Annotated in this window: 16 protein-coding genes; 10 read left to right on the top strand and 6 right to left on the bottom strand. The window is 71.2% G+C overall.

All coding sequences use genetic code 11. The annotated features are described in order from the left end of the window. Positions 1–278 precede the first annotated feature (278 nt). From WMF44_RS26715 to WMF44_RS26705, 3 genes are all read left to right on the top strand, one after another. Complete coding sequence (locus WMF44_RS26715; RefSeq protein ID WP_437292862.1) at positions 279–926, top strand: TetR/AcrR family transcriptional regulator; 648 nt, start codon at positions 279–281, stop codon at positions 924–926. Between the two features lie 86 nt (positions 927–1,012). Then, positions 1,013–2,551 (top strand): FAD-dependent monooxygenase, encoded by a 1,539-nt coding sequence (locus WMF44_RS26710; protein ID WP_437292861.1) that lies wholly within the window; start codon positions 1,013–1,015, stop codon positions 2,549–2,551. Positions 2,552–2,598: 47 nt separating this feature from the next. Continuing rightward, the gene (locus WMF44_RS26705) at positions 2,599–3,000 is read left to right on the top strand and encodes a group II truncated hemoglobin (RefSeq protein WP_012237604.1); all 402 of its coding nucleotides are present in this window, start codon (positions 2,599–2,601) and stop codon (positions 2,998–3,000) included. A gap of 222 nt (positions 3,001–3,222) precedes the next feature. Here the strand turns inward: WMF44_RS26705 and WMF44_RS26700 are convergent, their stop codons facing one another. Then, the gene (locus WMF44_RS26700) at positions 3,223–5,394 is read right to left on the bottom strand and encodes an OmpA family protein (RefSeq protein WP_437292860.1); all 2,172 of its coding nucleotides are present in this window, start codon (positions 5,392–5,394) and stop codon (positions 3,223–3,225) included. Positions 5,395–5,444: 50 nt separating this feature from the next. Here WMF44_RS26700 and WMF44_RS26695 point away from each other — a divergent pair, with 50 nt between their 5' ends. From WMF44_RS26695 to argC, 3 genes are all read left to right on the top strand, one after another. Further along, positions 5,445–5,639, top strand: coding sequence for a hypothetical protein (locus tag WMF44_RS26695; RefSeq protein ID WP_437292859.1), 195 nt, complete (start codon positions 5,445–5,447; stop codon positions 5,637–5,639). Between the two features lie 323 nt (positions 5,640–5,962). Then, on the top strand, positions 5,963–6,622 hold the full coding sequence (locus tag WMF44_RS26690; protein WP_437292858.1) for a glutathione S-transferase family protein: 660 nt from the start codon (positions 5,963–5,965) through the stop codon (positions 6,620–6,622). A gap of 307 nt (positions 6,623–6,929) precedes the next feature. Next, positions 6,930–7,880: an N-acetyl-gamma-glutamyl-phosphate reductase gene (gene argC / locus WMF44_RS26685; protein WP_437292857.1), complete on the top strand. Its 951-nt coding sequence runs from the start codon at positions 6,930–6,932 to the stop codon at positions 7,878–7,880. A 52-nt stretch (positions 7,881–7,932) separates the two neighbouring features. Here the strand turns inward: argC and WMF44_RS26680 are convergent, their stop codons facing one another. Further along, positions 7,933–8,901, bottom strand: coding sequence for a LysR family transcriptional regulator (locus tag WMF44_RS26680; protein WP_437292856.1), 969 nt, complete (start codon positions 8,899–8,901; stop codon positions 7,933–7,935). Positions 8,902–8,977: 76 nt separating this feature from the next. On the opposite strand from WMF44_RS26680, the gene WMF44_RS26675 reads away from it, so the two are divergent. Together WMF44_RS26675 and WMF44_RS26670 are read left to right on the top strand one after the other, a co-directional pair. Continuing rightward, positions 8,978–9,646, top strand: coding sequence for a glutathione binding-like protein (locus WMF44_RS26675; protein ID WP_437292855.1), 669 nt, complete (start codon positions 8,978–8,980; stop codon positions 9,644–9,646). 134 nt (positions 9,647–9,780) lie between these two features. Next, positions 9,781–11,343 (top strand): hypothetical protein, encoded by a 1,563-nt coding sequence (locus tag WMF44_RS26670; RefSeq protein WP_437292854.1) that lies wholly within the window; start codon positions 9,781–9,783, stop codon positions 11,341–11,343. 68 nt (positions 11,344–11,411) lie between these two features. Here the strand turns inward: WMF44_RS26670 and WMF44_RS26665 are convergent, their stop codons facing one another. Next, entirely contained in the window at positions 11,412–12,575 is a 1,164-nt protein-coding gene (locus tag WMF44_RS26665; protein ID WP_437292853.1) for a PAS domain-containing protein, read from the bottom strand. 227 nt (positions 12,576–12,802) lie between these two features. Continuing rightward, positions 12,803–13,627: a hypothetical protein gene (locus WMF44_RS26660; RefSeq protein WP_437292852.1), complete on the bottom strand. Its 825-nt coding sequence runs from the start codon at positions 13,625–13,627 to the stop codon at positions 12,803–12,805. A 147-nt stretch (positions 13,628–13,774) separates the two neighbouring features. Between WMF44_RS26660 and WMF44_RS26655 the strand changes: the two genes are divergently transcribed. Continuing rightward, positions 13,775–14,677: a nucleoside hydrolase gene (locus WMF44_RS26655; protein WP_437292851.1), complete on the top strand. Its 903-nt coding sequence runs from the start codon at positions 13,775–13,777 to the stop codon at positions 14,675–14,677. A 19-nt stretch (positions 14,678–14,696) separates the two neighbouring features. Here WMF44_RS26655 and WMF44_RS26650 read toward each other — a convergent pair whose 3' ends face one another. Continuing rightward, a complete protein-coding gene (locus WMF44_RS26650) occupies positions 14,697–15,395 on the bottom strand; it encodes a transcriptional regulator (protein WP_437292850.1) in 699 nt (232 codons plus the stop codon). Positions 15,396–15,690: 295 nt separating this feature from the next. On the opposite strand from WMF44_RS26650, the gene WMF44_RS26645 reads away from it, so the two are divergent. Beyond that, positions 15,691–16,557, top strand: coding sequence for a HEAT repeat domain-containing protein (locus WMF44_RS26645; protein WP_437292849.1), 867 nt, complete (start codon positions 15,691–15,693; stop codon positions 16,555–16,557). On the opposite strand, the gene WMF44_RS26640 is transcribed toward WMF44_RS26645, so the two are convergent. After that, positions 16,554–17,387 (bottom strand): slipin family protein, encoded by an 834-nt coding sequence (locus WMF44_RS26640; RefSeq protein WP_437292848.1) that lies wholly within the window; start codon positions 17,385–17,387, stop codon positions 16,554–16,556. The two genes, WMF44_RS26645 and WMF44_RS26640, sit on opposite strands and share 4 nt — an antisense overlap. Between the last annotated feature and the right edge of the window lie 147 nt (positions 17,388–17,534).

The following is a 17,534-nucleotide window of genomic DNA, read 5'->3' as shown; positions in this document are numbered from 1 at the left end:
GCGGCCCAATCGCGCCTTGGCCGCGGCGCCGAGCTCCGAGTCAGGCGCGCCGCTCTGAAGCCTGAAGGGCGGCCGGCTGCGCCCACATCGGGCCACAGCGGAAGAGGACCCAGCTGCCCGGGAGGCATGGACCCAACGCGGGGCGACCGCTGACGCCCGAGGTGGGAGAGCCCGCGCCGGGCGCCCTGTTTCCACCGCTCGTTCCATCGCGCGAGGGGGACGCGGCCAGTGCGCGCTCTTGACCGCCGCTCGTTCATGAGTAAATAAACATTTACCTGATGCCGGGAGACGAGAAAAAGGAGACGCGGCGGGCGCTCCTCGACGCCGCCGCCGAGGAGTTCGCGCGGCACGGGCCCGACGGGGCCCGCGTGCACGCCATCGTGGGGCGCGCCGGGGTCAACGAGCGCATGATTTACCATCACTTCGGGAGCAAGGACGGCCTCTACCGCGCGGTCCTCGAGGACCAGTGGTCCGGCCTTATGGAGGGGTGGCGGCCGGCGCTCGAGGAATCGGCGGCGCTCGAGCCGCGCGAGGGCCTCTGGCACGCGTTCACCATGTTCTTCCGGCTGCTCCTCTCGCGCCCCCTGTGCATGCCGCTCGCGATGCACGAGGCGATGAGCGGCTGGCAGGCCGCGCCGCCCGCGACGCTCGCGATGCTGCCGTCGCAGCTGCGCGATCTCTACGAGCGAGGTCAAGCCAGCGGTGTGTTCCGGCGCGACTGCGAGTTCGAGCTCCTGTATTGCACCGCCGTGGGCGCGCTGGCCGGGATCGGCATCTTCGGGCCGCGCTTCTCGGACCTCCGGGCGCGCCTCTCGTGCGATCTCGAGCTCGCCGCGCGCCTCGGCGAGCAGACCGTGAGCCTCGTGCTGGATGGCGTGACCACGCCTGGATGGGGCGGCCGCGCGGGCACCGGAGAGGCCACGTGACGTGAGCCTCGTTCATCCCTCATCGCGCGCAGGTCGTCGCTGAACCATCGTTGTCAATCGATCGTTGCTCGACAAGGAGAACGCTTATGAACGTCGATGTCGTCATCGTGGGCGGCGGTCCGACCGGGTTGATGCTGGCCTGCGAGCTGCGGCTGGCCGGCGTGCGCCCCGTCGTGCTGGAGCGGCTTCCCGAGCCCACGGGGCTCTCCAAGGCGCTCGGCCTCGGCGGGCGCGCCGTGGAGATCCTCGACCACAGGGGCCTCCTCGATCGCTTCCGCGCGGAGCAGAGCGCCGCAGAAATGACGCGCTTCGTGCACTTCGGCGGGATACCGCTGGCCCTCGGCGGCGACCACGCGCGCGTCTCCAGGCGCTTCCTGAGCATCCATCAGGCGCGCATAGAGGCGCTGCTGGAAGAGCGGGCGCGCGAGCTGACGACGGAGATCCGTCGAGGTCACGAGCTCATCGCGCTGACTCAGGACGGGGAGGGCGCGACGGTCACCGTCCGAGGCCCGGACGGCGATTACCCGCTTCGGGCGCGCTTCGTGGTGGGGTGTGACGGCGGCCGCAGCGCCGTGCGCAAGCTGTCCGGGATCGGCTTTCCTGGACTCCCACCCTCCCGGCTCCTGCGCCTCGCCGACGTCACGCTGGCCGAGGGCGCGACGGAGGACGGGCACCTCGTCCTCTCCGGCGGGCGCCGCGTTCGGTTCGGGCTCGGCGGGATCGCCCTCGTTCCCCTGGGAGCGGGCGTGTTTCGCGTGGTCACGTCGGAGCCGTATCCGCCGGACTTCGACCGGGACGCGCCGATGACGCTCGACGAGCTGCAGGCCAGCATTCGCGCGGCGCTCGGCGAGGATCTGCCCGTCCGCGAGGTGCGGTGGTTGTCCCGGTTCACCGACGCGAGCCGCCAGGCGGAGACGTACCGCGCGGGCCGCGTGCTGCTCGTGGGCGACGCGGCGCACATCCATCTCCCCGCCGGCGGGCCAGGCCTCACCACCGGATTGCAGGATGCGGTCAACCTCGGCTGGAAGCTGGCCGCGGAGGTCCACGGCTGGGCGCCGCCGGGGCTCCTCGACACCTACCACGCGGAGCGGCACCCCGAGGGCAAGCGCGTGATCATGCACACCCGGGCGCAGGGCGCGCTGATGATGCGGGACGAGCGCGTCGCCGCGCTGCGTGAGCTGGTCGGCGAGCTGCTCAAGCACGAGCAGAGCCTGCGGTATGTCGTCGAGATGCTGGACGCGGCCGACGTCCGTTACGAGATGCCGACCGAGCCCGGCGAGCAGCACCCGCTGCTCGGGCGATGGGCGCCGGACGTTTCGGTGACCACGCAGAAGGGGGAGACGCGCGTCGCGCAGCTCATGCACGGGGCCAGGGGCGTGCTGCTCGACCTGACCGGCGGCGCCGCGCTCGGCGGCGTGGCCGCGCCCTGGGGCGATCGCGTGGACGTCGTGAGCGCGCGCTGCGCTGCGCTGCCGCGCCCCGCGGAGGCGCTGCTGATTCGCCCCGACGGCTACGTGGCCTGGGCGGCTGCGGCAGGTGAGCCCGAGGCCTCCGCCCATCGCCGGCTGCGCCGCGCGCTCGCTGCGTGGTTCGGCGCGGCCTGCGGCAGCTCCGCGGCGGCCTGAGCCAGCGGCGTGCAGCGCCGGCGCAAATCCGGTAGAGGGCATCGTTTATGGCCGAGCCGTCCGAGACCCCTTTCGATCTGCTGGGCGGCGAGCCGGCGGTGCGCCGGCTCGTCGAGCGCTTCTACGACCTCATGGGCCGCGACGAGCCGGCGCTCGCGCGCCTCCACGTCTGCGACGAGGGCGGCCAGGTCGCCCGGGAGAGCCGCGACCGATTCGCGCTCTTCCTGATCGGCTGGCTGGGCGGGCCGCAGGACTACATCGCCGCGCACGGCCACCCGCGGCTGCGGATGCGCCACGCGCGCGTCCCGGTCGACGTGGCGATGCGCGACGCCTGGATGCGCTGCATGCGGGCGGCCATGGCCGAGCTCGACGTGCCCGCGCCGCTCCGCGCCTTCCTCGACCAGCGCTTCGCCGAGGTGGCGGACTTCATGCGAAACCGTCCGGGCTGAGCGCCAGATCCGAGCGTCGGAAACTCCGCCAGAAAACCCGGTCGATGACGAGTGGCCGCCGGAAACAGCAGCAAATTTGATAGTTTTCGCATGTTTCGCCGCCGAGGGCAGCTCCGGTGTGGCCCGACGGGACGCTCTCCGCCGCTTCCCCAGCCCGAGCCGTGAGCGCGCTCGGGCTCGCTCCCCGTCGGCCGCGCGGTCTCCCCGATCGTCCGCCGGCGCTCACCGACCTTCGATGATCAGGTCGCGGAGCGTGTCGTCGAGCTCGGCGCGCGCCATGGCCACGTCCTCGATGCGCTGGGTGATCTTCGCGCCGATCTCCTCCGACTGTCGGGCCACCTCGGCGAGCCGGTCGAGCAGGGTTTGGCGGAGCTTGCCGGCCTGGGGCGTGCGCTCGATGGTCCTCAGGCTCTCGCGCAGCTCGGCCGCGCGGTCGATCAGCTCGGCGCGCCTCCGCCGGAGCGGGTCGAGCTCGTCGTTCGCCGCGTCGAGCGCGCGCCGGAGCGCGAGCGCGCGATCCAGCCTCGCGCGGAGCTCGGCCGGGAGGCTCGAGCCCTTCAGGTAGAGCGAGAGCCGCTCGCTGTCGGCCTGGACGAGCGGGATCTCGCGCTGAGACAGCCGCGTCTCCTCGACCACGACCTTCTGGGGCGCGCCGGGCGCGAGCTTCTTCTCGACGAGGCAGGCGTCCGGCGTCGCGTCCGTGCACCCCGGGAGGCCTTGCGGCTCGAACCCCGTCGCCCTCGCGTGGCGGATGAGCAATGTCTCCGGCACGTCCCGGCCGGGCCTCACATCATAGACCGTCACGCGCCGGTACCGATCCTCCACGCGCAGCGCGCCGCGGAACAGCGACACGACCCGCACCGGCACCTCCGTGGTCATGCTCGTCGCGCGCACCGCGGTCGAGCTGTCGATGGCGTACGGGATCGTCGCCCTCTGCCCGGGCAAAAGGCGCGTGAGCACACCCTCGCCCACGAAGGTCCCGCCGGAGAAGATCGACACGGATCCGGGCTGGAGACCGAGCGCGCTCCGGTTCTCGATCTGCGCTGCGCGGAAGGGGTGGGTCGCGCTCGCGGGCGCCGCGGGATCGGGGCGGAACAGGAGGACGTCCTCGCCCGCGACCGGGCGGTTGATGAGCGTGATCAGCGCCGACGACTTCTTCGGGAGCGTCACCGGGTTCGCGATCGCGTACCGGAAAGCCCCGGCCACGGCGTCCACGCTCGCCGCGCCCTCTGGCGCCTTCTCCATCGCCTCGGGCGTGACGGCCGGCGCCTCGCGCCCCGGGTTGGGGGTCTGCGCGTGCCTGACGTCCGTGGCGCGCAGGAGGACGCGGCGGTTGCGCTGCCGGGCTTCCTCGGTGTCGCTGGCGACGAGGGGCATCTCGGCGCCGCGCGAGCGCGTCACGAGCTCGGCCGTGACCCCGAGCTGGAGGAGCGCCGCGCGCACGGCCGCGGCGCGCCGGGCCGCGAGATCCGCCGCGCCGGCCTCGTCGGACGACGCATGCCCTTCGACCTCGAACGCGCGGAGGTGCGGGACGCTCTTGATCGTGCGCGCGATCTCCTCGATGAGCGGCCTCGCGCGCGGCGGGATGACGTCCGATCCCTTGTCGAAGGGCACGGGGGTCAGGATCTGGATCTCGCTGCTGGTGGCGCGGACGGCGTGCGGGCAGCCGTGCCGGTCGGGTTGCGGGCTCGCCGAGCCGGGTTCGCGCGGGCAGGCGTCCTCGTGGTCGAGCACGCCATCGCGGTCGGCGTCGGCCCCGGGCGAGCTCTCCGCGAGCACCGGGGCGAGCGCGCCGCCCTCGCCGTCGTAGACGCCCTTCAGCTCCGGCCTGTCGAGCATCGCCGGCGCGCGCAGGTTCGAGACGTAGGAGAGCGGCGCGCCCGTCGCGAGCGTCACGTTGACCTCGCTCCAGTCCTCGTCGCCGATGTTGCTGATGAGCGCCCAGGCCTGGAGGAGCGCCCGCTTCTCCTTCTGCCCCTTGGCTGGGAGGATCACGCGGTAGGTCGCCTTCCAGGCGGCGGTCGGCACCGCGTACGCGATCGACACGGGCCTCCTCGCGGCCGGTGAGAAGACGAGCTCGATCTCGGTGGGATCCTCGGGCCCGCCCGCCTGCCCGGAGCGCGGCAAGAGCGCGCTCACGGTGGAGGGCGTCTCGTTCGGCCCGAGGTCTTGCTCGACGACCACCATGCTCTTCAGCACGTCGTCGACCTCGCGCTCCCGGAACCGGAGCGTGAGCCGCTCGCCCGGCATGACGCCGGTGCGCTCGAAGTAACCGAGGCCGTTCTGGTAGAGGACGACGTTCCGCAGGCGGAGATCGACCGACGGCCCTTTCGCCAGCGGTCCGGCGCACGCGCTGAGGGCTAGCGAGAGCGCCGCGAGGAACGCGTGCTTCATGGGGGCGAGCTTTCTGTGAAGAAGTAGGTGGAGGCGCTGGTGCGCCGGCAGTGTACCCGACGCAGAGCGACGGCAAGCGGCCGAGCACGGCGGCGGCGCAGCAGCTCCCGGCTCGCCCGGCCGCCGCGAAGGCGCATACCGCGATCCCGGCGTCGTCCGCCTCGTACGAGGTCGTCGTGCTCGCGCCGCCGCTCACGGGATTCGCGACAGATTTGTTGCTCCCGGGGGCGCTGCCCCTGCGTTAAACCTTTCGTTGCCGGCGGACGGCGCGTGAGCACGCGACGCGCTCTCCGCGGAGCGGCACGAGCTCCCCTGGGTGAAGATCCGAAAGGAGCACGTCTTCGTGGGCCGAGCGGGCGCGCGTCGCTCCGCGATTTGTTCGAGAGACCGTCGTCACGCGGACGCTCACAAAAGTCCACGACGGCGCCCGGATTCGCCTGGTGCATGCCGGTTTCTGCGCGACGAAGAATGATTTTCGCTCGAGAGCACGAGCGAAGGATGGCCGAAGGTCGTCGGAGGATCGGCGCCATCTCCAAGGAACACAACTCCACCGAGGCAGAGAATTCAAATGGATAAGATCACCGTTACGGGATTGCCCTGGGCCCCGCCGTTCGCGCAGGGGCTTGTTCGCGACCTGCGGGTGCGCTGGGCGCTGGAGGAGGCCGGGCTTCCCTATGAGGTCAGGCTGATCGATGGCGAGGAGCGGGGCTCGCACGCATACCGTCAGAAGCACCCCTTCGGCATGGTGCCGGCCTTCGAGGCGGATGGTCGGGGGCTGTTTGAATCGGGCGCCATCGTACATCACATCGCTGCGGACTCCGAGGCTCTGATGCCCCCCGATCGGCACGACCGCGCCAACACGGTCGCCTGGATGTTCGCCGCGCTCGACACGGTTGATCCGCCGATCCAGGACCTCTTCGCGATGGACCTGCAGCACAGCGAAGAACAGTGGGCGAAGCTGCGGCGTCCCGCGGCTGTGGATGCGGTGAAAGTTCGGCTGGGCGCGCTCTCCGCTTGGCTCGACGGGCGCGACTACCTGGTCGATCGCTTCACCGCGGCGGACGTCCTGATGACGACCGTGCTGAGGTTCCTTCGCCACACAGACCTGGTGACCGAGTCTCCCGTGCTCGACGCCTACGTCAAGCGCTGTGAGGCGCGGCCAGCCTTCCAAAAGGCCTTGCGCGACCAGATGGCGGACTACGCTCGAAACGCTCCAGTCGCAGCCTGAGGCTGTGAACGGCCAAGCCCTTCGCTCCCCGTGGCGGGCTCGACGTTCGGTCCAAGCTTGCTCACCGGTGCAGCGCCGCCGGCGGCCCGAGCAACCGACCGGGCGAGGAGGCGTGCCGGACGCTGGGGCTGGGCGAGGCGGCCATGAAGAGCCGGTTGCACCGGGCGCGGCAGCTGGTGAGGGCGGAGGTCCTCCGGCGCGATGGCGCGCCCTCGCAGCCTGTGCGACGACGGCGTCGACGAGGCGTCGATGAGCGCACGCGAAGCGCTGGTCCCGAGGGCGCGCTCGGCGTATGGACACGGCCACCATGCATCGGGTGTTCATCGACGGACAGGAAGGTACGACGGGGCTCCAGATCCGCGAGCGGCTGCAGGGCCGCCGCGACCTCCAGCTGCTCGAGATCGACCCCGAGCGCCGCAAGGACCCGGCGGCGCGCCGCGCGCTGATCAACGAGGCGGATGTGCTCATCACGTGCCTGCCCGACGACGCCGCCCGCGAATCCATCGGGTGGATCGAGAACCCGAGGACGCGCGTCATCGATCCGAGCACCGCGCACCGCACGGGCGACGGGTGGGTGTACGGCTTCCCGGAGCTCCGCCCCGGCCAGCGCGAGGCCGTCCGCGGCGCGCGGCGCGTCGCCGTCCCCGGGTGCCACGCGACCGGGTTCCTCGCGCTCGTGGCGCCGCTCGTCGACCAGGGGCTCCTGCCCAGGGACGCCCGCGTGATCGCGCACTCGCTCACCGGCTACAGCGGCGGCGGGCGCAAGATGATCCAGGCCTACGAGCAGGCCGACGGGGCGCGCCGCGAGCAGCTCCGCGGCCCGCGCCCGTACGGGCTCACGCTGCAGCACAAACACCTGCCGGAGATGCGCGCCATCGCGGGCCTCGACAGGGCGCCGCTGTTCCAGCCGGTCGTGGGCGACTTCTACAAGGGCATGCTCGTCTCGGTGCCCCTGTTCGCGGACGCCCTGGCCCGGCCGGCGACGCCCGCCGCGGTCCACGAGCTCTACACGTCCCATTACGCCGGCGAGCCGTTCATCCGGGTGATGCCGCTCGGCGGCCAGGGCGCGCTGGACGACGGCTACCTCGGCGCGGTGGAGTGCAACGACACGAACCGGCTCGACGTGTTCGTGTTCGGCAAGCCGGACCAGATCCTCGTCGTGGCGCGCCTCGACAACCTCGGCAAGGGCGCCTCCGGCGCGGCGGTGCAGAACCTGAACCTGATGCTGGGCGCGCCGGAGGCCACCGGCCTCGACTGAGCGTCATCCGGGTCACCGGGTCACCGGGTCACCGGGTCACCGGGTCACCGGGTCACCCGGCGCGCGTGTAGAGCCGCGGCGCCGAGCTCTCGAGGGCGGCGATCAGCCGCTCCGCGGCGTCGGCCGACGCGCGCCGGAACGCGATCCGCCAGGGCCGGCGGAGCGGGCCCGACGAGAGCCGCTTGACCAGGAGGTCGCCGCTGCCGAGATAAGCTTCCGCCACCCATTCCGAGAGGGTCGCGATCCCCATCCCGGCGCGCGCCGCGTCGACCACGGCCTCCGTGAGCGGGAAGCGCAGGAGCTCGATCTTGGGCCGCTGCCGCCCGAAGACGGCGCTCATGAACCAGCGCGCCTCGGCCGGCGTCGCGTTCGGCGTGATCAGCGGGCCCTCACGGAGGTGGTCGCGCGTGAGCGACGCCCGCCCGGCGAGCGGGTGCGAGGTCGAGATCACGAAGACGACCTCGTCCGAGAAGAGGGGCCGCTCCACGAGCGCGCAGCCCGCCTCGCGGTCGGTCGGCAGGGACGACGTGGTGAGCAGCGCGACGTCGATGTCCCCCCGGACGAGCGCGGCGACCGGATCGTGGGTGTGCTCGACCGCGAGCACGATCTCGAGGCGGGGCAGCCTTCGCCGGAGGCTCGTCATCGCGGAGGGCAGCCAGCGGTACGCCGTGTAGCACTCGCACACGAGGCGGACGCGCGTCGTCGCGGCGACCGGCGCCGCGACCTCTCGCTCGAGCTCCCGGAGCTGCGCGAGGACGAGCCCGGCCCCCGCGATGAGCCGCTCGCCCGCGGCGGTCGGCGCGACCCCGCGCGCGGTGCGCTCGAAGAGGCGCGCGCCGGCGCGATCCTCCGCCTGGGCGAGCGCCCGGCTCACGGCGGACTGCGTGATGTGCATCGCCGAGGCGGCGCCGGCCGTGCTCCCGGCGGCCGCCAGCGAGAGGACGAGCTCCAGATCGCGGATCTCGAGCCGAGGCCGCGGCCCGATCGCGGGAGGCGCAGGGGAAGACGGTATGCGTGACACGCATAGACTCTATCACGACGATGCGTTGGACGCACAGCCCCGCGAGGCGCACCTTGGGCGCCGTCAGGAGGTTTTCATGAAGCTCTATTTCGCTCCGCTCGCATGTTCTCTCGCCACGCGCATCGCCTTGTACGAGGCCGGCGCGGAGGCCTCGTATGTGGAGGTCGACCTGAAGGCGCAGCGGACCGAGGGGGGCGCCGACTACCGTTCGATCCACCCGCTCGGGTTCGTCCCCGCGCTCGAGATCGAAGGAGGCGAGATCCTCGCCGAGAACGCGGCGATCCTCCAGCTCGTGGCGGATCGGTTCCCGCAGGCGGAGCTCGCGCCGCGGGATCCGCTCGGCCGGGCGCGCCTCCAGCAGTGGCTCGGCTTCATCGGGAGCGAGCTCCACAAGGCGGTCTACATGCCGCTCCTGGACAAGACCGCCTCGGCCGAGGTCAAGGCGTATGCGCTGGCCGGCGCGCCGCGCCGCCTCGGCTGGGTGGCGGATCGGCTCGAAGGGCGGGAGTTCCTCCTCGACCGTTTCTCGGTCGCCGACGCGTACCTCTTCGCGGTGCTCAACTGGTCCGTCGTCACGCCGATCGACCTGAAGTCCTGGCCGGCGCTCGCCGCGTACCATGCGCGCCTCCACGGACGTCCGAGCGTGGCGCGCGCCTTCGCCGAGGAGCGGGAGGGCTACTTCCGGGAGCAAGCGCGGCACGCGAAGGCCGCCGAGGCCGTCGCCGCGCCGGCGCCGAGCATCTGACCGGCCAATCGCCGCATGGCCGGCCAATGGCCGCATGGCCGGCCAGTCGCCGCATGGCCGATGGACGCGCGACGTCATGGAGCCCTCCCGAATCCAGCTTTTCACGCGCGATCGGCTCTGATACGACAGTCATCATGAGACACTTGCGACAACTCTTCGTATGTTCGGTCCTGGCCATTGCTGCGATCCCGGTCGGTTGCACGGCGGACGCGCCGGATGACGCCGCGCAGGAGTCCGAGGTCGGCTCGCTCAGCCTGGCCCTCGTCGGGAACAGCTCCTCGGGCACGACGTACCGCCTGTCCCAAGCGTGGTTCGATATCCACGGCCCGACGGCGCGGACCCTCTACGGAGGTGGCGACACGTCGGCGCTCACGGAGGTGCTGCCGGTCGGCCCCTATGACGTGATGCTCCGGCCGGGCTGGGTCCTCGAGCGGTGGACCGGCGGGGGTTACCAGCCCGTCTCGGCGTCCCTCACGTCGGCGAACCCGACGTGGGTCTACATCGGCGAAGGTGCGACGTCGACCGTGGCGTTCCAGTTCCGGGCAGACGGCGATGTCATCTCCGTCGGGCATGGAAGGCTCGACATCGTTATCGGCGTCGACGATACGACACCACTGCGGGAGGACACCGATTGGGCCTGCAGCAATGGCTACGATGACGACTTGGACGGCCTCGCGGATTGCGCCGATCCGGAGTGCCAGTGGAGGCCGTTCTGCGCGCCGCCGCGCGAGGACAACGAGTGGGCGTGCAGCAACGGCTACGACGACGACATGGACGGCCTCCCGGATTGCGCCGATCCGGAATGCCAGGTGTATCCGTTCTGCTCGCCGTGGCGCGAGGACACCGATTGGGCGTGCAGCAACGGCTCCGATGACGACGGGGACGGCCTCGCGGATTGCGCCGATCCGGAGTGCCAGTGGATGCCGTACTGCATGCCGGTGCGCGAGGACACCGACTGGACGTGCAGCAACGGCGCCGACGACGACGGGGACGGTCTCACGGATTGCGCCGATCTGGACTGCCAGTCGCAGCCGTACTGCATGCCGGTGCGCGAGGACACCGATTGGGCGTGCAGCAACGGCTCCGATGACGATGCGGACGGTCTCACGGATTGCTCCGATCCGGACTGCGTGTGGTTGCCCGTCTGCGCGATGCCGGGCCTCGTCATCGAGGACTTCGAGGACGGCGATTTCCACTTCTCCCCGCCGTACGCGGGCAGCGCCCCGCCGTTCACGGGGCCGTGGGTGACGTACGACGACGGGACCGTCCCGCCGGTCGACCTGTTGCCCGCTCCGGGGCCTTTCAGCTCGACGGCGCTCGCGGCGTACTCCCCTGGGGTGCCGTCCGTGTCGGGGGCTGGCGTGACGCTGGCCTTCGAGATGTGGCCCGTCGATGTGTCGTCGTTCCAGGGCATCCGCTTCCACATCCGTGGCCAGGGCACGCAGGTTCGCTTCGACGTCGGCACGCTCCTTACGACGCCTGAGGGCGGGCTCTGCTCGGCTTGCTACGACAGCCACGGTATCGACCTCTGGGTCGGCACGGAGTGGGTCACCGTCGAGCTGCGCTGGTGGGATCTGATTCAGCAGGGGTGGGGCACGCTGGTGCCGTTCGAGCCGTCGAGCGTCATGAACCTGAACTGGCGCACGCCCGTGGGACAGCCGCTGCGCATCGAGATCGACGACGTCCAGCTGTTCTGAGCTCGGTCGCCCAGGGAGCAGCGCCAGCGCCGGCGCTGCTCCCGGGCGCCTCGTCCTCCGCTTCCGTGTCAGGCGACGTCGCGGGGGGGCGGCGCCGGGCGCGCGGTCAAACGCCGCATGCAGTGCATCAGGCCGGCCCGCAGGTTGGCCTTGGTGACGATGGCGCTGAGGTCGAGCCCCAGCGCCACCATCGTCTGCGCCACCGTCGGGCGGATTCCGCAGATGATCCCCTCGGCGCCCAGCAGCTGGATGGCTCGCACGAGCTTGATCAGGTGATCGGCGACCTTCGTGTCCACCATCTGCACGCCGGTGAGGTCCAGGACCGCGAAGCGCGCGCCGCGGCTCGAGATCGCCTCGAGCAGGCTCTCCATCGCGTCGGCCGTCCTCGCGCTGTCGACGACGCCGATCATGGGCAGCGCCAGCACGCCGTCCCATACCTCGATGATCGGCGCCGCGAGCTCCCGGATGACCCGCTGCTGCGCCTCGATCACGTCGAGCTTCGTCTGGAGGGCCTGCTGCGCGCGCTGCCCCTCCGTCACGTCGAGCGAGAACCCGACGGCGGTGCTGACGTGCCCCCCTTCCTCCGCGAGGGGGACGATCCAGCTCTCCCATACACAGCCGTGCGTCTCGGCCAGCCCGTGCACCGGGTCACCGGCCAGCGCGCGCGTGACGGCGCCCCTGGCCTCGCCGTAGAGGTCAAAGATGTTCTCGCCGACGAGCTGTCCAGGTTGATGGCCGACGGCCTCCAGCCCCTTGCCTTCATGGTAGAGATACGTTCCGTCGGTATCGACGGCCCACATCGCTATCGGAAGCGTGTTGATCAAGGCGCGGAGCATCCTGTCCCGTGCCCTCAGCTCGGTCAGCTCGTCGAGCGCGCCGTCGCCGACCGGCGCGTCACGGAACGAGCCGTAGACCAGCCCATCCGAGCGCGCGCCGCGCACGACGCAGGCGAGCGGTCTGTAGCTGCGCTCCGCGCTCACGACGCGGCCGTGGACGTGAATGGGGGCCGTGCTCTCGCGCACTTGCTCCCACCTTCGGGTGAGCGCGCCGCGGTCCTCCGGGTGGAAGAGCTCGGTCAACGGGGTTCCTTGCGCGAGCGCGGGCCCGATCGTCTGGCCCAGCGCGTCGCTCCATCGCAGCAGCGCGCCGTCGCCTCCGGCGACGAACAGCATCTCCGTCGAGTGTGCGATAAAGTCATCCAGCGAGCTCAGTGCTCCGTTTGCGTCAGCCATCGTATTCCCCTCCGCAACCGGACAGGCATACCGGGATTGCGCATAACAAGGTAGATCGATGACCGCACGCGAATAGTAGGGTGCAATCCGCGACGCGCACGAAGGCATGGCCTTACTCCAATCGTCGGAGCGCACGAGGGGGACATACCGCCTCGGGCGACGCTCGCCGCGGGATCTCCGGCGATCCGTACGACCGGTACGTACCGGTTCGTCCGCGCCGGAGCGGCTCAGCCGCCGGCGTCGCGGGTAGGAATGCCGAGCAGATAGAGCTTCTTCGCTCTCCCGCCGATCACGCCCTTCTCCCATCTGTAATCTTCGTTCCGGAGCCCGCTCAACAGCTCATCGAGGTCATCGAGCGTGTAGGTCCTCGCGTTCGAGACCGCCCCGTCCCACGCGAAGCACAGCGGGATGATCGGCACGATATAGGTGAAGACGAGCTGCCGCACGGTCATGGGCCTCGCCAGGGGCGTGATGAGGAGGCACATCACGAAGTTGATCGGGAGGGCGAGCCACCCGAGGAACAGCGGATGACTGTTGTCGCTGATCTCGAAGATGCAGATGGGCTGCCTGCTCCTCTGGGCCGACTCCAGTATCTTCCTCGCGTCGTCCGGCCTCATGTGATGAAAGCTGCTGACCATGGTTCTGAGACCCGCGAGACCTGCGGCACCCGTGGAGCCAGCTATCTCGCCGTCGATCTTCGTGGCGTCCACCGGGCTCGTCCGGTAGGATACGTTGCTCCCTTTCTGGTCGTTGATGAGCTCCGCCGCTTCCATGCTCGGGTACAGGTCCGTGAGCGTCAGCTGGATGCCCTCGAACCCGGGCTTCTCGCGCAGCGTCCGCACGACGTCGATCATCGGCCCGCCGCTCCCGGAGCAGAGGTCGACGATGTTCGATGTGTTCGACTCCTTCAATGCCCTGGCGATCAGCTCGACCAGCGCCTCGCGCGTGCCCAGCGCCCTGTGCATGATCACGAGCAGGCGTGTCATGCAGGCCCGTAGCCACCCGGGAAACCAGCTGAAATCCTCTATCTCGAACAGGTGTATGCGCTTCATTCGCTCCTCGGGGTCGTGCCGCCTGACCGCGCGCTGCAGCGCGGGTCGAGCGCTGGCTCCGTCGGGCGGCCGGTCGTCTCTCCGGCTGCCCGCTCGGAACGAGACTATTCAATTTTGCTCTGCGGCGCGATGGCATGGAGGTGCGGCGTGAAGCGCATGATCTTCGAGATGGAGACCGCGGACCCGGATGATTTCATGACGCTGCTCTGGCTCGCCGATCACCCCGACGTCGAGCTGCTCGGCGTGCTCGTCACGCCCGGCTCCGAGGATCAGTGCCGGCTGGTCCGCTGGGGGCTGGATGGCTGCGGGCGGGCGGAGGTCCCGATCGGCGCGCTGCACGGCCCCGCGTGGTGGGCGACGAGCGAGGGCAAGAAGGCGCGGGTCTCCGGCTTCCACCAGGCGTGCTACGGCCCCGGCGTCCTGGAGCACCCGGCCGGCGAGGTCGCGGGCGGCCCCGCGCTGCTCGCCGAGCTGCTCCGCGACCCGGACGCCACGGTGCTCGTCGGGGCCGCGCCCAAGAACATCGGCAAGGCGTTCAGGGACGTCCCCGAGCTCCGGCTCGCTCGCTGGGTCCAGCAAGGCGGCTTCGCGGGCGACAACCTGGTCGCCGAGCCGCTCGAGAAGTTTCGCGGGCGCCTCACCTGCCCGAGCTATAACCCCGGCGGCGCGCCCCGGGAGACGCTCGCGCTGCTCGCCTCACCGCAGATCGGAGAGCGCAGGTTCGTCTCGAAGAACGTATGTCACGGGGTCGTCTACACCGAGGCCATGCGCGAGGCGCTGAGCCGCCGGGTCTCCGGGCGATCGCCGCGGAGCGGCCTGACGAGGATGATCGACGCGCTCGATCGGTACCTGGCAGACAAGGGCGTGGGCAAGGCGATGCACGATCTCGTGGCGGCCGCCTGCGCGCTCGACGAGCGCGTCTGCGACTTCGTCGAGGTCGAGATCTACCGCGAGAAGGGCGCGTGGGGGGCGCGCGCCATGGAGGGCACGAACACGCGGATCTCGGTCGGGTTCCACGAGGAGCGCTTCCTCGACGTGCTCGCGCGCTGAGCCGCCGGCGGAACCCGCCTCACCGGGCTGCGCAGGTCTTGCGGAGGGCGCGCGCCCTGTCGATGCACGCGGCGAGGGCGTCCTCGGGCGGCTCGTCCGGGCACGCGGCCTCGAAGGCGCGGATCGCGTCGCGGAGGCCCCCCGCGCCGCCGGCGCCGAGATCGAGCTTGTGCTTGCGATCCTCGTCGTCGTCGTCGCCGCCGACGAGCAGGAGCGTCCCGACGACCGCCCCCACGACGACGACGCCCGTGACGACGCCCGCCACGATCACGCCCGTCTTGCCGTCCACGTCCGGCGGCTCCGCGTCCGGGAGCGACGGCGTGCCCGCCGGGATCGGCTTGGCCTCGAGGCCCGCGGCGAGCGCGGTGGTGGCGATGCCGCCAGCGAGCCCGAGGCCGCCGATGACGAGGCTCGACAGCGTGAGCGCGCTCGGCCCCGCGTCCGCGCGCGCGCTCACGCTGGCTTCGATGCGCACCTGCGCCGCGTTGCACGCGGCGTAAGCGTCGAGGCGGTGGATCTCGAGCGATGCGCGGGGCGCGGTCTCGGGCGGCAGCTTCGCGGCGAGGATGATGTCGTCCGCCGATCGCCGGAACGTGAGCGGTGCAAGCGGCTCGGGGGCGGCCGCGGGCGGCGTGGAGGCCTTGCCGCAGCCGGCCAGTCCACACGCGATGAGCAAGAGCGTCGTGCAGGAGAGGGCATGATCGCGCCTTTGGGTCATACAGCCACGCTACGCCGAACGAGCGCGGTTTCGTCGAGCGAAATGGGCCTCGTCGCAGATCGGAACGACCGCCGGCGAGCGGGCTGAGCCTGGATGACAACGTGGTGTGGCCGACGCGCCGAGGAGCGGAAGGTGCGATATGCGCAGGCCTGTTGGCCGTCCCGAACGTGAGCTCCACCGCGTGTGTTAAGATACCCTCCCTGGCGGGCGGCCTCGTGCTCCGCGGGAAGAGGGCCGGTCACGGCGAGGGTCTTCGCAGGATGGGATTCGAGCAGGCGTCGCGCGAGGTCAGGAGATGAGCACGGCCGATCGCCGGCGACCGGCGGACGTCCTCGAGGCGCTCGTCCGGGAGCCGCAGCGTCGCGCGCTCTGGCACGCGTCGGCCAGAGCGCTCCTGCCGCCCCGCGGCGGTCCGGTGCCCGCGGAGCTCTCGGCCGAGCTTCTGGTGCGGGTCCTCGCCCTGCGACGTGTTGCGGAGGGGTACGACGAGAAGCTCCATGCACGTCTGGACGTCGCGCACCTGCGCGGACACCTGGCGCGCACGCTCGGGAGGATGGGCCGTCGCGCCGCCACCACGGTGCCGGCGCTCGTCGAGACGCTGCGTGAGCCGCTCGGGGAGCGGTGCTCGCCCATGTGCTGCTCGGCCTCGTCGGTGCGTCACGAGCAGATCCTCGCCCGGGTCAGCGTGCTCGATGCGCTGCGCCGGCTGGGCCCGGAGGCGGGGAGGAGCGTGCCGGCCGACGTCGTGGCGGAGCTCCTCGCGCCGGCGTCCCGCAGGATCGCCCTGAGCGCGGCGGAGCTCCTCGCGCGACATCCGGAGAGCGCGCTTCAGCACCGCGCGGCGCTGCTCGAGGCGCTCGAGCATCCGTACGCGCCCGTGGTCGAGGCGGCCGCGCGCGGGCTCTCGCGGGCGGCCCCGAGCGCCGCGCGCGAGGCGGTGCGTCCCCTGACGACGCTGCTCCGACACGAGCAGGGCGGCGTGCGGCGCGCCGCGATCCGGGCGCTCGTCGCGATGCGCCCGGGCGCGAGGGGAAGCGAGATCGCGCGGGCGGAGGAGCGCTTCGTGTGGCTCGCCGAGCGCGATCCGGACGCCGCCGTTCGGGTGGTGGCCCGCCGCGCTCTCAGGTCGCTCGAGGGCCCGTCGACGGTCGAAGCTGGCTAGGACTTCCGCTCGCCGCCGTCGCCGAGCATCCCCTCGGGCTTGAGCCCGATCACGAACTTCCCTCCGGCCTTCGCCATCTCCCCGAGCGCCTCGATCTCGCGCAGCTTGAGCAGCGCGGGGTTGTCGGCGACCGCCCGCGCCTCCTCGATCTGGGCCGTCAGCTTGAGCTGAATCCGCTCCTTCTCCGCCTCGGCCATGAGGCGCGTCTGTTGCATCGTCGCCTCGATCTTCTGGCGCGCGCGCTCGTTCTCCGCCTCGGCCTGGATACGGAGCGCCTCGGCGTCCTTGCGCGCCTGGATCACCTTGGCCTCGGCGCGCCGCTCGGTCTCGAGCACCTGATTCATGATCTCGCGGAGGTTGCCGGGGAAGACGAGGTCCTTCACGTCGGCGCGCACGATCTCCACGCCGTAGCGGGCGGCGGTGCCCTTCACGTCGTCGCGCACGGCGTCCGAGATCTCGTTCCGGTCGCTGAGGATCGCCTCGAGGCTCCGGCTCGCGAGGAAGCGCCGCGCGGCGAGCTGCACGTCCTCGTAGATGCGCTCCTCGTAGGAGGCGACGTTGTGGACCGCCGCGGGGGCGTCGGTGATCTTGAAGTACACGAGGAGGCTCACCCGGATCGCGACCTTGTCGGCGGTGAGGATCTCCTGCCCCTTGATGGTCAACGAGCGCTCGCGCATGTCGACGAGCGTCACCGTGCGGACGACGTCGTCGAACCACCCGCGCTTGAGCTGCGCCTTGCCGGGGGGCAGCACGGCCTTGAAGGCGCCGTCCTCGTAGAGGAGGCCGACGAACGACTGCTGGATGATGACCTCTGTCTTCGTCTTGCTCATGGCAGGTGGCGAGGAGGATGGGGGGACGCGCGGCACGGAGAGAGAGCGCCGGCGCCTACACACTGGCGATGTGCAGTACGGGCCTGGGAGGACGATGGCTTCTGATCTCTTGGAAGGAGACCGATCGCCCCAGCCCGCTACGGCCAG

The sequence above is a fragment of the Sorangium sp. So ce426 genome (genome assembly GCF_051475585.1).
GTDB lineage: Bacteria > Myxococcota_A > Polyangia > Polyangiales > Polyangiaceae > Sorangium > Sorangium cellulosum_B.
The sequence above is the reverse complement of the archived record's forward strand: the minus strand, read 5'-3'. Positions and strand labels throughout refer to the sequence as shown.